At 64.2% G+C, this 13,696-nt stretch carries 14 protein-coding genes; 6 read left to right on the top strand and 8 right to left on the bottom strand.

From position 1 onward, the window contains the following. The first annotated feature begins 123 nt into the window (after positions 1–123). A complete protein-coding gene (gene coaA / locus ABWI03_RS06650; RefSeq protein ID WP_095972184.1) occupies positions 124–1,056 on the top strand; it encodes a type I pantothenate kinase in 933 nt (310 codons plus the stop codon). A 6-nt stretch (positions 1,057–1,062) separates the two neighbouring features. Here the strand turns inward: coaA and ABWI03_RS06645 are convergent, their stop codons facing one another. Next, positions 1,063–1,830 (bottom strand): isoprenyl transferase, encoded by a 768-nt coding sequence (locus ABWI03_RS06645; RefSeq protein WP_095972183.1) that lies wholly within the window; start codon positions 1,828–1,830, stop codon positions 1,063–1,065. A gap of 172 nt (positions 1,831–2,002) precedes the next feature. Here ABWI03_RS06645 and trhA point away from each other — a divergent pair, with 172 nt between their 5' ends. After that, positions 2,003–2,671, top strand: coding sequence for a PAQR family membrane homeostasis protein TrhA (trhA, locus tag ABWI03_RS06640; RefSeq protein WP_095972181.1), 669 nt, complete (start codon positions 2,003–2,005; stop codon positions 2,669–2,671). Here the strand turns inward: trhA and ABWI03_RS06635 are convergent. From ABWI03_RS06635 to mca, 3 genes are read right to left on the bottom strand one after another with little or no spacing between them, the layout of a single operon-like run. Continuing rightward, positions 2,638–4,665, bottom strand: a complete 2,028-nt coding sequence (locus tag ABWI03_RS06635; protein WP_298775113.1) for a thioredoxin domain-containing protein — start codon at positions 4,663–4,665, stop codon at positions 2,638–2,640. The two genes, trhA and ABWI03_RS06635, sit on opposite strands and share 34 nt — an antisense overlap. A gap of 19 nt (positions 4,666–4,684) precedes the next feature. Then, entirely contained in the window at positions 4,685–4,999 is a 315-nt protein-coding gene (locus tag ABWI03_RS06630; protein ID WP_095972180.1) for a hypothetical protein, read from the bottom strand. Continuing rightward, on the bottom strand, positions 4,996–5,874 hold the full coding sequence (mca, locus tag ABWI03_RS06625; RefSeq protein ID WP_200317706.1) for a mycothiol conjugate amidase Mca: 879 nt from the start codon (positions 5,872–5,874) through the stop codon (positions 4,996–4,998). Before mca ends, ABWI03_RS06630 begins: the two co-directional genes overlap by 4 nt. A 255-nt stretch (positions 5,875–6,129) precedes the next feature. Between mca and ABWI03_RS06620 the strand changes: the two genes are divergently transcribed. Next, on the top strand, positions 6,130–6,555 hold the full coding sequence (locus tag ABWI03_RS06620; protein WP_020970262.1) for a DUF4307 domain-containing protein: 426 nt from the start codon (positions 6,130–6,132) through the stop codon (positions 6,553–6,555). Positions 6,556–6,770: 215 nt separating this feature from the next. After that, a complete protein-coding gene (gene greA, locus ABWI03_RS06615) occupies positions 6,771–7,265 on the top strand; it encodes a transcription elongation factor GreA (RefSeq protein WP_007726385.1) in 495 nt (164 codons plus the stop codon). A gap of 104 nt (positions 7,266–7,369) precedes the next feature. Here greA and ABWI03_RS06610 read toward each other — a convergent pair whose 3' ends face one another. Continuing rightward, positions 7,370–8,470: a C40 family peptidase gene (locus tag ABWI03_RS06610; RefSeq protein WP_298775109.1), complete on the bottom strand. Its 1,101-nt coding sequence runs from the start codon at positions 8,468–8,470 to the stop codon at positions 7,370–7,372. 205 nt (positions 8,471–8,675) lie between these two features. Between ABWI03_RS06610 and ABWI03_RS06605 the strand changes: the two genes are divergently transcribed. Continuing rightward, positions 8,676–8,921, top strand: a complete 246-nt coding sequence (locus ABWI03_RS06605) for a hypothetical protein (RefSeq protein WP_206029765.1) — start codon at positions 8,676–8,678, stop codon at positions 8,919–8,921. After that, a complete protein-coding gene (locus tag ABWI03_RS06600) occupies positions 8,918–9,712 on the top strand; it encodes an FAD:protein FMN transferase (protein WP_095972177.1) in 795 nt (264 codons plus the stop codon). Before ABWI03_RS06605 ends, ABWI03_RS06600 begins: the two co-directional genes overlap by 4 nt. A 56-nt stretch (positions 9,713–9,768) precedes the next feature. Here the strand turns inward: ABWI03_RS06600 and ilvA are convergent, their stop codons facing one another. The 3 genes from ilvA to ABWI03_RS06585 form a co-directional block, all read right to left on the bottom strand. Beyond that, on the bottom strand, positions 9,769–10,932 hold the full coding sequence (gene ilvA, locus ABWI03_RS06595; protein ID WP_223257899.1) for a threonine ammonia-lyase: 1,164 nt from the start codon (positions 10,930–10,932) through the stop codon (positions 9,769–9,771). A 137-nt stretch (positions 10,933–11,069) separates the two neighbouring features. Continuing rightward, on the bottom strand, positions 11,070–12,242 hold the full coding sequence (locus tag ABWI03_RS06590; RefSeq protein ID WP_124567085.1) for a cystathionine gamma-synthase: 1,173 nt from the start codon (positions 12,240–12,242) through the stop codon (positions 11,070–11,072). A gap of 44 nt (positions 12,243–12,286) precedes the next feature. After that, complete coding sequence (locus ABWI03_RS06585; protein WP_095972176.1) at positions 12,287–13,672, bottom strand: cystathionine beta-synthase; 1,386 nt, start codon at positions 13,670–13,672, stop codon at positions 12,287–12,289. Positions 13,673–13,696 lie beyond the last annotated feature (24 nt).

The following is a 13,696-nucleotide window of genomic DNA, read 5'->3' as shown; positions in this document are numbered from 1 at the left end:
CGGACGTGGCACCGAGCACAATCCGACTATGCACTCGGATCGTGCGCACACGCGCCTGGCTTGCTCGCATAGCTGTTTCGTCCGCCGGGCCCCGGGTTCACTACGCGCCGGTGAGCTGGGCTGATGGCGCGCACCAACGAATCGAGTCCCTACGTCGAGTTCGACCGCAAGCAGTGGCGGACACTGCGCAAGTCGACGCCATTGGTGTTGACCGAGGACGAGTTGTACGGCCTGCGTGGTCTCGGTGAGCAGATCGATCTCGAAGAAGTTGCCGAGGTGTATCTCCCCCTCGCGCGTCTGATCCACCTGCAGGTGGCGGCACGCCAACGACTGTTCGCGGCCACCGCGACGTTCCTCGGCGAGAAGCATCCGGATCGTCAGGTGCCCTTCGTCATCGGTGTGGCCGGTTCGGTTGCCGTCGGTAAATCCACGACTGCTCGTGTGCTGCAAGCTCTCCTGGCTCGCTGGGATCACCATCCGCGCGTCGATCTCGTCACCACGGACGGATTCCTCTATCCGACCAAGGAACTCCAGCGGCGAGGCATCATGCACCGCAAGGGTTTTCCCGAGAGCTACGATCGCCGCAAGTTGTTGCGCTTCGTCACCGAGGTGAAGTCCGGCGCCGAAGAAGTAGCAGCGCCGGTGTATTCGCACACCTCGTACGACATCATCCCGGGCCAGTACCACCTCATCCGCCAGCCGGACATCCTCATCATCGAAGGCCTCAACGTCCTGCAGACGGGTCCGCGTCTGATGGTCTCCGACCTCTTCGACTTCTCGATCTACGTCGACGCCCGGATCGAGGACATCGAAGCCTGGTACATCCAGCGATTCCTCGCGCTCCGCAATACGTCGTTCGCCGACCCTAGCGCTCACTTCCACCACTACTCGGGGCTCTCCGACCGTGACGCGACCATCGCGGCGAAGGAGATCTGGAACTCGATCAACCACCCGAACCTGGTGGAGAACATTCTTCCTACCCGCCCTCGCGCCACCCTGGTGCTGCGCAAGGACGCCGATCACACGATCAACCGGCTCCGACTGCGCAAGCTCTGAGCCCGCTCAGGCGCCGAACCGTCGGTGGCGCGCCGCGTAGTCACGCAAGGCCCGAAGGAAATCGACTCGGCGGAACTCGGGCCAGTACGCCTCGGTGAACCAGATTTCCGAATAAGCGCTCTGCCACAACAGGAATCCGGAGAGCCGCTGCTCGCCGGACGTGCGAATCACGAGGTCCGGATCGGGCTGGCCCGACGTGTAGAGGTGACCGTCGATGCCGTCGACCGTGACCGCCTGGATCAGTTCGTCTCCACCCAGCCCCTCACCGATCTTGTCGCGCAGGAGCGATTGGACAGCGTCGGCGATCTCCTGTCGTCCGCCGTATCCGATCGCGACGTTGACATGCGTGCCGGTTCGACCGCTGGTTCCGGCGGCAGCTTCGCGCAACCGCCTGGACTGCTCGGGCGGCAGAAGATCGAGGGCACCGACGATCTGCACACTCCAGTTCTTCCCGGGACCCGAGATCTCCTCGACGACGTCGGTGATGATCTCGAGGAGGGTGTCGAGCTCTTCCGGCTCGCGGCGCAGGTTCTCGGTCGAGAGCAGGTAGATGGTTGCCATCTCGATCCCGGCGGCATCACACCACTCGAGCAATTCGGCGATCTTGAGTGCGCCCATGCGGTGCCCGTGACTGACATCGGTGAAGCCGTTCTCGCGAGCCCATCGCCGATTTCCGTCACACATCACGGCGACGTGCCGTGGGTGCGCGAGACCGTCGAGATGACTGAGGAGCCGTCGCTCGTAGATGCTGTACAGCAGTCCGCGCAGATTCACCGTGACATCACCATGGTGTCAAAGAGTACGCCCGCCGGTCACCGCCACATGCGAGCGCCGTCACGCTTTTTGTGCGCGTCGAAAACCCGCAGGTAGGTTATGCTACTGGTGCGTAACCTACGGTACCGTAGGTTACGCGGTTCGCAACAACACGGAACGAGAGGGGTTGCACATGACGGCATTCGGGCTCGACGAGCTTCCGGTCAAACCACGCATGCGCGGTTGGATCCACCTGTGGGCGCTCGGTGTCTCCGTCGTCGCAGGCATCGTTCTCGTCTCCGTAGCCGGCGCTCAGGTAGGCGCCAAGGCGGCGTGGGCAACCGCGATCTACAGCATCACGATCTGCGGCCTCTTCGGCATCAGCGCGACCTATCACCGTATCCAGTGGCAGACCGTCAAGGGCCGTACGTGGATGAAGCGTGCGGACCATTCGATGATCTTTCTCTTCATCGCCGGCAGCTACACACCGTTCGCCATGCTCGGTCTCCCTACCCACACCGGCAAGATCATTCTTGCGATCGTGTGGGCAGGCGCGCTGGCCGGCGTTGCCCTCAAGATGCTCTGGCCCACCGCGCCGAAATGGGTGGGGGTACCGCTCTATCTTCTCCTCGGCTGGGCGATCGTTCCGGTGGTCGGTGAACTGACACACCAGGTCGGTGTGGCGCCGATGGTGCTGCTGCTCGTCGGCGGGATCTTCTACAGCGTCGGCGCAATTCTGTACGCGACGAAATGGCCCAACCCGTGGCCCACGACGTTCGGGCATCACGAGTTCTTCCACGCCGCGACGGTCGTCGCAGCGATCTGCCACTACATCGCGGTATGGCTCGTCGTGTTCAACTGACTCGCCAGTTCCACCACCGTCGTCACCGGCCGATCACACACGAATCCCCGACAGATGTACGCGGCTTCACCACCGTCGACTAGGGGTCGATCCGCAAGCAGCGGTGAAGAATCCGGTGCACCGCCGACAACTACTGCACCGCCCGGGGCAAGCCGGCGGGCATCGGCCAACAGAGAACCTTCCCCGACGACGGCCACCTGTATCGGACCGCGCAATGACGCTTCCGCCACCGCGAGCCAGTGCCCCGCCGACCGAGGCGCACGCTCGAGCGGCAGCGTGGCCCTCGCCAGCGCGTCCGCCGCGGCCTGTGCGTAACGAGAAGAGCGCTCGGCATCGGTCAACGCCGCTGCGGTCAACAGAGCCTCCGCGACGCTCGACGCACCGGACGGCGTCGCGCCGTCCAACGGGTCTCGGGGCCGAGTCACGAGGGACTCCGCGAAATCGGCCGTGTCGAACCAGCTTCCCGGCTCGGCCGGATCAGCGAAGTGGTCGACAGTGACGTCGAGCAACTGCTGCGCCGCATCGAGCCACCGCGCCAATCCCGTTGCCTGGTAGAGAGCCAGGAGGCCGGTGGCCAACATTGCGTAATCCTCGAGCACGCCCATCGGGGCACCGACAGCCCCGCCGAGGGATGCGCGACGCAAGTGACCGTCCACCAGGTGGAGGTCGAGAAGAGCGCCTGCGCACTCGGCTGCCGCAGCGATCCAGTCGGGTCGGTCCAGGGCAAGTCCGGCTTCCGTCAACGCCGTGACGGTCAGCCCGTTCCAGGCCGTCACCACCTTGTCGTCGCGGCCGGGCTGTGGACGCTGGGCCCGGACGGCGCGTAGAGCGTCGGAGACCGTCTGCCAGCGTGACCAGTCGTCGGGGTTTCGGAGCAACTGCAATACCGAAGCACCCTCTTCGAACGTGCCGGTATCGGTGACCCGGAACAAGTCCGCCGCCCACTGCCCGTCCTCCGCACCGAGTACCTCGACCAACTGCGCCGGCGTCCATACGTACGTGAGGCCTTCGATGCCGTCGGTGTCGGCGTCGAGAGCCGAAGCGAAGCAACCGTTCTCGGTCAGCAGATCGGAAAGCAGGAACCTTGCGGTCTCCTCGGTGACGCGAGTGGCCAGGTCCGAACCGGTTCGCCGCGCCCAGTGCGCGTAGAACCGCAGGAGCAACGCGTTGTCGTAGAGCATCTTCTCGAAGTGCGGAACCACCCACTCGGCATCGACCGAGTAGCGCGAGAAACCGCCACCCAACTGGTCGTAGATACCGCCACGAGCCATTGCTTCGGCGGTGCGCTCGATGCCGCCGAGAATCTCGCCCGAACCCGTTCGCTCGTACTGTCGGAGCAACCCCTCCAGGAGTGCCGACGGTGGAAACTTCGGTGCCCCACCGAATCCCCCGCGCGGGATGTCTTCGTCACCGAGGATCGATCGACCCGCCGCATCGAGCAACTCCGCGTCGACTGGCGCTCCGCCGTACGGAATTCCGCCCGACGCGCGCTGAAGTTCCGTCACGATCGACTGCGCCGCGTTGTCGACCTCGTCGCGCCGATTGGTGAAGGTGTCCGCGATCGCTTCGAGAAGCTGTGTGAACGAGGGCATTCCGCCGCGAGGCGCCGGCGGGTAGTACGTACCGCAGTAGAAGGGGGAACCGTCGGGAGTCAGGAAACACGTCATCGGCCAGCCGCCCTGGCCGGTCATCGCGACCGTCGCGTTCATGTAGACGGCGTCGATGTCGGGACGCTCTTCGCGGTCCACCTTCACACAGACGAAGTTCTCGTTCATGATGGCCGCGATCTCGTCGTTCTCGAACGACTCGTGCGCCATGACGTGGCACCAGTGGCACGCCGAGTACCCGATCGAGAGAAGGATCGGCACGTCGCGCTCGCGCGCCCAGTCCATCGCTTCTTCACCCCACTGTTGCCAGTGGACCGGATTGTCGGCGTGCTGACGCAGGTAGGGGCTCGAGGACCCACCCAGGTTGTTCCGCATCCGTGGGTCCATCATCCCTACCTCGTTCGTCTCAGGATTCTTGCTTCGGCTTCTTCTCGGTAGAGACGTTCGGTTCCGCCGGGCTCGGAGCTGTGATGGCTCCCCGGTCGGTGCCTTCGTCTGCCTGCTGATCGAGTTCGGGATGATCCGGTTCGAAGGTTTCCGGCAGCTTCTTGAGCTGACGATTCATCGACCGGACCAGAAGAATCACACCGATGAGTAGCGCAAGAATGACCACCAGGCCGACCGGAGACGACTTTCCGAACTCCGGACCGGATGGATTACTCGGGGTCTGAGCAAGAAATTGTGTGGTGCCGAGGATTACCTCGGCGGACAGAGCATTCACTTCTGAGCGTCCTCTTCGAGACCTGCGAACAGGTCGGTTTCCGGAATGGACGTGGTGACCCGCGTCTTGGCGAGCTCGAATTCCTCGGTGGGCCAGATCTTCTGCTGAATGTCGAGCGGCACAGCGAAGAACGAACCGTTGGGATCGATCTGCGTCGCGTGCGCACGCAGGGCGTCGTCTCGCTGGGGAAAGTAATCGCCGCACGTGACCTGAGTGGTCACCCGGACCATCATGTCGCCACGCTCGGTCTTCCACTTCTTGAGCCAGTCCGCCATCGGGAACGGCTCACCGCGACGCTCGTACTCCTCCTGGAAGAGTTCGAGGCGCTTACGGATGAACCCGTGCGAGTAGTAGACCTTCTTGATCTCCCACGGCTCCCCGTCCTCGGGGAAGTACTCGGGATCGGCAGCGGCCTCGTACGCAGCCATCGTCACCTCGTGGCACCGGATGTGATCCGGGTGCGGGTATCCACCGTTCTCGTCGTACGTCGTGACGACGTGGGGACGGAACTCGCGAATCACCTTGACCAGCGCGCGCGTCGACTCGTCGAGCGGAACGAGGGCGAAGCACCCTTCGGGCAGCGGCGGAAGCGGGTCGCCCTCGGGAAGCCCGGAATCGACGAAACCGAGCCAGCGCTGCTTCACGCCCAGAATGCGAGCGGCCTCGGCCATCTCCTCCTGGCGGACTTCGCTGATTCGATCGCGGACGCCGGGAACGTCCATGGCCGGGTTGAGAATGTCGCCACGCTCGCCCCCGGTGAGCGTCAGGACCATCACTTCGTGGCCTTCGGCTGCATAACGGGCGGTGGTGGCCGCACCCTTGCTCGACTCGTCGTCGGGATGGGCATGGACGGCCATGAGCCGGAATCCGCTCACGTGTTCGTTCACCTCAACTTCACCTCTAGCCGTTACCGGCAGTCTTCGATTCACACGCTGTGCAGTGCTCGGATTACTCCGGGCCTTCGCCGTCAAACGTACCGACTGCCGACAAACCTACCGACGGCGCGACGGGACACGTCCTCTATAGTTCCACCCGAGAGTTCCTGGCGCAGCCGTGACCCCTTCGGTAGTTCGGTGGGGCGCAGTCAGTTGCTGCACGACACGTGAACTCGAGTCTTCGAGAGCAGAGTGATGAGCAAACCGCTTCCCCAAGATCGGTACCCGAGCACTACTCGCACGGGCAGTCCCCGCAAGTGGATGGTGTGGGCTCTGACCGCTCTCGTCATCGTCGTAGGCGGCGGAATCGCGTACTACGCATACGGAAAATTTGCGGTCAAGGAAATCGAGACCGAGACCATCTCGTTCGACATCGCCAACGACTCCACGGTGAAGATCCGTTTCACCGTCACGCGCGACGACTCGTCACGTGACGCGATGTGCATCGTGCGCGCTCGCTCGAAGGACGGTTCCGAAACCGGACGACGTGAGGTCTACGTCCCGTCGTCTGAGCATCAAACCCTCGAGTTCAACACCGAGGTCAAGACGTCCCAGCCGCCAGGCATGGCCGACGTCTACGGCTGCAGCTTCGACGTTCCGGAGTACCTGACAAAGAGCTGACCTCGGAACGCACCCACCCTGCCGGACGTTTGGCGACGGACAGGGCGGGTAGTCATGCGTGATAGAATTGCCCGATACACGGTTCCGGGTGGAACCGTGTATTGCTGCATTGACGGCAAGGTTGCATCTTCGGTGATGTGTCCGAGTCGTTGTTCGCTGCTGTTGCAGTGATCGTCGAGGGAGCCCCCGGCTCCGACTACTAGGGAGTGATCGAGATGACCGAGACCCAGGTGACCTGGCTTACCCAGGAATCACATGACAGGCTCAAGAACGAACTCGACCAGCTCATCGCCAATCGCCCGGTCATCGCCGCCGAGATCAACGAGCGTCGCGAAGAGGGTGACCTGAAAGAGAACGGTGGCTACCACGCTGCCCGCGAAGAGCAGGGTCAGCAGGAAGCCCGCATTCGCCAGCTCCAGGAGCTGCTGAACAGCGCAAAGGTCGGCGAGGCCCCCACTCAGTCCGGTGTTGCACTGCCCGGATCCGTAGTCAAGGTCTACTACGACGGCGACGAGAGTGACACCGAGACGTTCCTGATCGCTACCCGCGAAGAAGGCGCACGTGACGCCAAGCTCGAGGTCTACTCCCCGAACTCACCGCTGGGCGGCGCGCTGCTCGAAGCCAAGGTCGGCGACACTCGTGAGTACAACCTGCCCAACGGCAGCACCATGAAGGTCACGCTGCTGAGCGCGGAGCCTTACCACAGCTGATCGGCCGTACGAACGCCGAAGAAGCACCAGCTCTGAAAAGAAGCGCCACCCGACTTGGTCGGGTGGCGCTTCTTGCTCTGTCGGCGCTTGCTGTTCCGGCTCACTCACACCACGCGGCGAGCCTTCATGCCGGCGAAGATCGGGCCGACCTTCACCACGTCACCGAATGTGGGTGCGTGAAGCATCTGACCGTTGCCGACGTAGATCGCCACGTGGCCGGGGCCGCCTGCCTGCCAGTTGCCGAACAACAGGTCACCGGGCTGCGCCTGATCCAGCGGGATCTCGACGCCGACGCCCCACTGTGTCTCGGAGGTCCGCGGCAGCGTCACGCCGGTGGCCGCGTGGATCGCGTACGACGTCAGACCCGAGCAGTCGAACCCGCCCATCGACGGCCCGTTGATGTTTCCGCCGCCCCAGACGTAGGGCAATCCGAGAAACTTCAGACCGGCCTCGACGACACCGCCGACCGCGGCGGCGAGGTTGTTGTAGTCGAAGGGTGCAAGCATCAGGGCGAAAGAGTCCTGCAGAGATTTGATCTGAGCGACGAACGGAGCGGCGACCGCCTGTTCGGCGGGGGCGCCATCCGACTTGTCTGCCGGTACGCCACCCGCTTCCCGAACAGCGTCGGGTCCGACGTCGTAGGCAGCGAGCGCGAGGTCGACGGTATCGCCCTCGACCTCACCGGACTTCTGCCAGGACTGCGCTTGCTTGACGAGATCGCACAACCGGTAGCCGGTTGTCATCACCGGGTCGGCGACACCAAGGATGTCCATCTTCCCGTCGCCGTCGCCGTCCTTGCCGTAAGCGGTCCACGCCGCAGTGGTGAAACGGCCAGGCCCGCGCCCACCTTCCGGTGAGATTTCGGTATCGGGTCCGTACTTGAATCCGTTCTCGACCGAGTACAACGAGGCGATCACCGCAGGGGTGATCTCGGAGCACAGTGCGCCGGCCTTCTTGATCCACGGCGCGAACACCGCCACCGCTCCCACGGGCGCCAACGTCGCTCCCGGAAAGTTGGAGGGTACGGACGGCACGATTCCCTCAGGCGTGTCCTGAGTTCGTGCCGGTCCGTTCCAGGCTGCGAGTGTGACTGCAGCATTCGAAGACTCGTTCTTCTCGACTTGTGCGGGCGCTCCGAGAGTTCCACTCATCACGCCCAGTGCGGTGCCGATCGACACAGCGATCGCCAGGACACCGACTGCCATCCGAACCTCCGATAAACCTCTGAAAATCTACGTACGTGGTCGTACCCGAAACTTGTCGGTGCGAACATCTACTCTTTCGAACATGCATTCGACACTGCTCAGTCTCGCGACTCCTGTAACCAATGTCTCATTTATCTCGGTGGGCGTTACGCAAATGACTACAGACGCCAAGGCTTTTCTCAGGTTCGGCGTGCAAGCTGAGTGCATGAGCGACGATCGGCCACGACCCGCCCGGGGACGCACTACGGTGTATCGACCCGTTCGCCTCGCCCTCGCAGCCACGGCTGTGGCGGGAGCACTCGCAAGCGGCGGACTTTCTCTCGTTTCTTCTCCCACTGCCACGGCACTCGCGCCGGACACCTCGGCTTCTCACACCAAGAATCCCGCTGTGAAGCGGCCCGTCGTGGTCGCCGGATTCGGAACCCCGGACGCCGTCTCCAACGGTTCGTGAGCACGCCGCGCTCGGCCTCCGAGTGGCTCACCTGGGGCGTGCAGGCTCGGGTTGTCGTCACCGACCCTGAAGTCCTGCCCTCCGCTGCCAGCCTGGTTCGCGGTTACCTCACCGCTGCCGACGCCGCCACCAATCGAGATCGTGCCGACTCCGAGATTCGAACCTACGTCAGCGCCGCAAGCAACGTCGACGGCGTCGCCGTGACGCCCATGTTCGCGCACTTCCTCGAAGACGCGTTGGCTGTCGCACGGCTGACCGACGGCAAACTCACGCCAACGGCCGGCTCGGCAGACCCGCACTCCTGGTGGAAGATTCGCGTCGAGCACAACCGCGTGTACAGCCCGGACGACGTAGTCCTCGACCTCTCCGCGACCGCTCGTGCCAGTTCGGCGGATCACTGCGCGGCATCGACTGCCACGCTTCTCGGGTGCGGAGTGCTGGTCGGCCTCGGCGGCGACATCGCCGTTGCCGGTCCGGCGCCGGAAGACGGCTGGCAGATTCAGGTTCAAGACCTACCCGGCGATCCGACGTGCCAAGTAGCTCTCCCGTCCGACTGTGGGATCGCCACGGCCAGCACCGTCAAACCACTGCACCGCGAATCGACGGCGACGCCGATGTGGCGCACGGTGTCGGTGATTGCGTCCTCCTGCGCCCAGGCCGCCGCATTCAGTCGGGTTGCGGTCGGCATGAGCGGTTCGGCCATCGACTGGCTACATCAACTCGACGTACCCGCCAGGCTGGTCGACCAGGAGTACCGCGTAACGGTTCTGGGCGGCTGGCCTGACGAGTAAGCGCGTCAGTTCTGCAAGCGCGTCAGTTCTGCAAGCGCGTCAGTTCTGCAAGCGCGTCAGTTCTGCAAGCGCACTGCGTAGCCGGCGCGGTCGAAGGCAGTGAGAAGTTCTGCCTTGTTGTCCGGACCACGCGTCTCGACGGTGAGAAAGACTTCCACTTCGTCGAGCGCGAGTTCGCCACCGGTACGGGAGTGGATGACGTCTACCACGCTGGCGCCGTTCGCCCGAACCACTTCGAGCAGCGACACCAGTGCGCCCGGCCGATCGTCGATGGTGATGTGAACGCCGAGGAACCGTCCGGCTGCCCGCAGTCCGTGGGAGATGACGTGTGTGAGCAGCAGCGGATCGATATTGCCGCCGGAAAGAACGGCGCACACCGGCCCGGTCAGTCCCAGCTCTTCCGGAGAGCACGTCATCAAGGCCGCAACGGCCGCGACGCCTGCCGGTTCGACGATCAGCTTGGCGCGTTCGAGGCACAACAGGAGCGCTTTGGACAACGCTTCCTCGCTGACCGTCACCACCGCGTCGACATGCGCGGCGACCTCGGCGAAGGGAACCTCGCCAGGGCAGCCCACGGCGATACCGTCTGCCATCGTGGACATCGACGCCAATGCGGTCGGCTTCCCGGCGGCCAACGACGCCGGCCAGGCCGCCGCGGTCTCGGCCTGCACTCCGACGATGCGCACCTGTGGGCGTACAGCTTTGACTGCGGCAGCCACGCCGGCGATCAACCCGCCGCCGCCGGTGGGGACGAGGATCGTGCCCACCTCGGGGAGCTGCTCGAGGATTTCGAGCCCCACCGTCCCCTGCCCCGCCACGACGTCCTCGTGGTCGAACGGGTGAACCAGGACAGCTCCGGTCCGGTCTGCGAATTCGCGAGCGGCTACGAGTGCTTCGTCGACAGTCGAACCGTGCAGGTGGACCTGAGCCCCATATGCCTTGGTGGCCACCAACTTCGGCAGCGGCGCCCCGGTCGGCATGAAGACCGTCGACTTGATTCCCAATTCTGTTGCAGACCAGGCAACTCCCTGCGCATGGTTGCCGGCGCTGGCCGCCACCACACCCGCCGCGCGTTCCTCCGCAGACAGGTTGGCGATGCGGTTGTAGGCGCCGCGAGGTTTGAAAGAGCCGGTGCGTTGCAGGTTTTCACATTTCAAGCTCACGGCGAAGCCGGTGGTTTCAGACAACACTCGCGAGGCGACCACCGGGGTACGGCGCATGACCGGGGCGAGAAGTTGCTGTGCAGCTTTGATCTGTTCGAGATTCACGCATGCCTCCAGAAAGTGCGCCTCCACACCCTCGTGAGGTGTGAAGGCGCACTGCAGGTTCGAAGTCGAATTACCGTAGAGAGCGAAGATCAGGACAGTGCTTGCTCGATGTCGCCGACCAGATCGGAGGCGTCTTCGATGCCGACCGACAGGCGAACCAGATCGTCGGGAACCTCGAGCGCGGAACCGGCCGTCGAGGCGTGTGTCATCGCGCCGGGGAACTCGATGAGGGATTCGACGCCGCCGAGAGATTCTGCCAGCGTGAAGATCTCGGTGCGCGAGCACAGGTCGAGAGCTGCCGCCTTGCCACCCTTGAGACGCACGGAGATCATGCCGCCGAAGCGTCGCATCTGCTTGGCCGCGACCTTGTGCGACGGATGCGAAGCCAGTCCGGGGTAGATGACGCTGGCAACAGCGGGATGACCGTCGAGCAATTCGACGACCTTCTCCGCATTGTCACTGTGACGCTCCATGCGCAGTGCCAGTGTCTTGATTCCGCGCAACGTCAGGAACGCGTCGAACGGGCCGGGAACGCCGCCGGATCCGTTCTGCAGGAAGGCAAACGCGGTGTCCAGTTCTTCGTCGTTGCAGACGAGAGCGCCACCGACCACGTCGGAGTGTCCGCCGATGTACTTGGTGGTGGAATGCAGCGCGATGTCGGCGCCGAGCTGCAGCGGCTGCTGCAGGTACGGCGACGCAAAGGTGTTGTCCACCACGATCTTTGCGTTACCCTCGTGGGCGATCTCGGCGAGGAGCTCGATGTCACCGATGTTGAGCAGCGGGTTCGTGGGGGTCTCGACCCAGACCAGCTTGGTGTTGGACTTCATTGCCGCGCGCACCGCATCGACGTCGGACACCGGAGCCGGGGTGTACTCGATCCCCCACTGCGTGAAGACCTTGTCGATGAGGCGGAAGGTTCCGCCGTACGCGTCGTCGGGGATGACCAGGTGATCGCCCGGTCGAAGTACCGATCGGAGCAGGCAGTCGGTGGCCGCCATTCCCGAACTGAACGCTCGACCGTAGGTTCCGGATTCGAGCGCGGCGAGGTTCGCCTCGAGCGGGCGACGGGTCGGGTTGCCCGTCCGCGCGTACTCGAAGCCACTACGCATTCCACCGACGCCGTCCTGGGCGAAGGTGGAACTTGCGTAGATCGGCACGTTGACAGCACCGGTCAGCGGATCGGGTTCGTAACCCGCATGCACTGCCTTCGTGGAGAAACCCTGCCAGCTGATGTTGTCGGCCTTGCTGCGTTGCTCACTCATGATCCCCAGCCTAACGGCGCCGGCCCCGGCGCAGGAATCTGTACTCAGGAATCCGAACTCAGGAAACCCAGGAGATCGTGGCGCGTGATCACGCCGACCGGCTTGCCGTCGTCGACGACCATGAGTGCGTCGGTGTCACCGAGCGCCTTCGTGGCAGCCGAGACCGGCTCGCCGGACCCGATGAGCGGGAACGGCTTGCTCATGTGCTTCTCGACGGAATCCGCCAGGTGCGCACGGCCTTCGAAGACCGCGCTCAGCAGATCCCGCTCGGACACACTTCCGGCGACCTCGCCTGCCATGACCGGCGGTTCAGCACCGACGACAGGCATCTGGGACACGCCGTACTCGCGCAGGATCTCGATCGCGTCGCGCAGTGTCTCCGACGGGTGGGTGTGAACGAGGTCCGGCAACTCGCCCGACTTGCCGCGGAGAACGTCGCCGACGGTGGGGACGTTCGCCTTGCCGTCGAGCGGGGTGCGGAGGAATCCGTACGACGCCATCCACTGATCGTTGAAGATCTTGGACAGGTAGCCGCGGCCACCGTCCGGGAGGAGCACGACGATCAGAGCGTCGGGGCCCTCGCGCTTGGCCACTTCGAGGGCAGCGACGACGGCCATGCCGCAGGAACCGCCGACCAGTAGCCCCTCTTCGCGGGCGAGGCGACGCGTCATCTCGAAGGAATCGGCATCAGAGACGGCGATGATCTCGTCTGGGATGGACGGGTCGTATGCCGACGGCCAGAAGTCTTCGCCGACGCCCTCGACCAGGTACGGACGACCGGTGCCACCGGAGTAGACGGAACCCTCGGGGTCTGCGCCGATGACCTTGACCTTGCCGCCCGAAACTTCCTTGAGGTAGCGGCCGGTGCCGGTGATGGTTCCGCCGGTGCCGACGCCCGCGACGAAGTGCGTGATCTTGCCGTCGGTGTCGGCCCAGATCTCGGGACCGGTGGTCTCGTAGTGGCTCTCCGGTCCGCCCGGGTTGGAGTACTGGTTGGGCTTCCAGGCGCCGGGGATCTCACGGGTGAGGCGGTCGGAGACGCTGTAGTAGCTGTTCGGGTTGTCCGGAGCGACGGCCGTGGGGCACACGACCACCTCGGCGCCGTAGGCACGCAGGACGTTGCGCTTGTCTTCGCTGACCTTGTCGGGGCAGACGAAAACGCACTTGTATCCACGCTTCTGCGCCACGAGCGCCAAGCCGATTCCGGTGTTGCCCGACGTCGGTTCGACGATGGTGCCGCCCGGCTTCAGTTCACCCGAAGCCTCGGCTGCGTCGATCATCTTGACGGCGATGCGGTCCTTGGAGCTACCGCCAGGGTTGAGGTATTCGACCTTGGCTGCCACCGTGCCGAAGTTTTCGCCCGTGACGGACGTGAGCTTGACGAGTGGGGTGTTGCCGATGAGGTCGACGACGTGTTCCGCGATGCGCATTCGTCCATGTTCCCAGATGAAAGA

Source organism: Rhodococcus baikonurensis, assembly GCF_040489275.1.
GTDB classification, from domain to species: domain Bacteria; phylum Actinomycetota; class Actinomycetes; order Mycobacteriales; family Mycobacteriaceae; genus Rhodococcus_F; species Rhodococcus_F baikonurensis.
This window is presented reverse-complemented; position numbering and strand designations above follow the sequence as displayed.

What these genes read in the sequence shown, in the direction of transcription:
- ABWI03_RS06620 (WP_020970262.1), top strand. Translation starts at nt 6,130, where the DNA reads ATGAGCAAACCGCTTCCCCAAGATCGGTACCCGAGCACTACTCGCACG.
- ABWI03_RS06635 (WP_298775113.1), bottom strand. Translation starts at nt 4,665, where the DNA reads ATGGACCCACGGATGCGGAACAACCTGGGTGGGTCCTCGAGCCCCTAC.
- ABWI03_RS06585 (WP_095972176.1), bottom strand. Translation starts at nt 13,672, where the DNA reads ATGCGCATCGCGGAACACGTCGTCGACCTCATCGGCAACACCCCACTC.
- ABWI03_RS06605 (WP_206029765.1), top strand. Translation starts at nt 8,676, where the DNA reads ATGAGCGACGATCGGCCACGACCCGCCCGGGGACGCACTACGGTGTAT.
- greA (WP_007726385.1), top strand. Translation starts at nt 6,771, where the DNA reads ATGACCGAGACCCAGGTGACCTGGCTTACCCAGGAATCACATGACAGG.
- ABWI03_RS06590 (WP_124567085.1), bottom strand. Translation starts at nt 12,242, where the DNA reads ATGAGTGAGCAACGCAGCAAGGCCGACAACATCAGCTGGCAGGGTTTC.
- coaA (WP_095972184.1), top strand. Translation starts at nt 124, where the DNA reads ATGGCGCGCACCAACGAATCGAGTCCCTACGTCGAGTTCGACCGCAAG.
- ABWI03_RS06610 (WP_298775109.1), bottom strand. Translation starts at nt 8,470, where the DNA reads ATGGCAGTCGGTGTCCTGGCGATCGCTGTGTCGATCGGCACCGCACTG.
- ilvA (WP_223257899.1), bottom strand. Translation starts at nt 10,932, where the DNA reads ATGCGCCGTACCCCGGTGGTCGCCTCGCGAGTGTTGTCTGAAACCACC.
- trhA (WP_095972181.1), top strand. Translation starts at nt 2,003, where the DNA reads ATGACGGCATTCGGGCTCGACGAGCTTCCGGTCAAACCACGCATGCGC.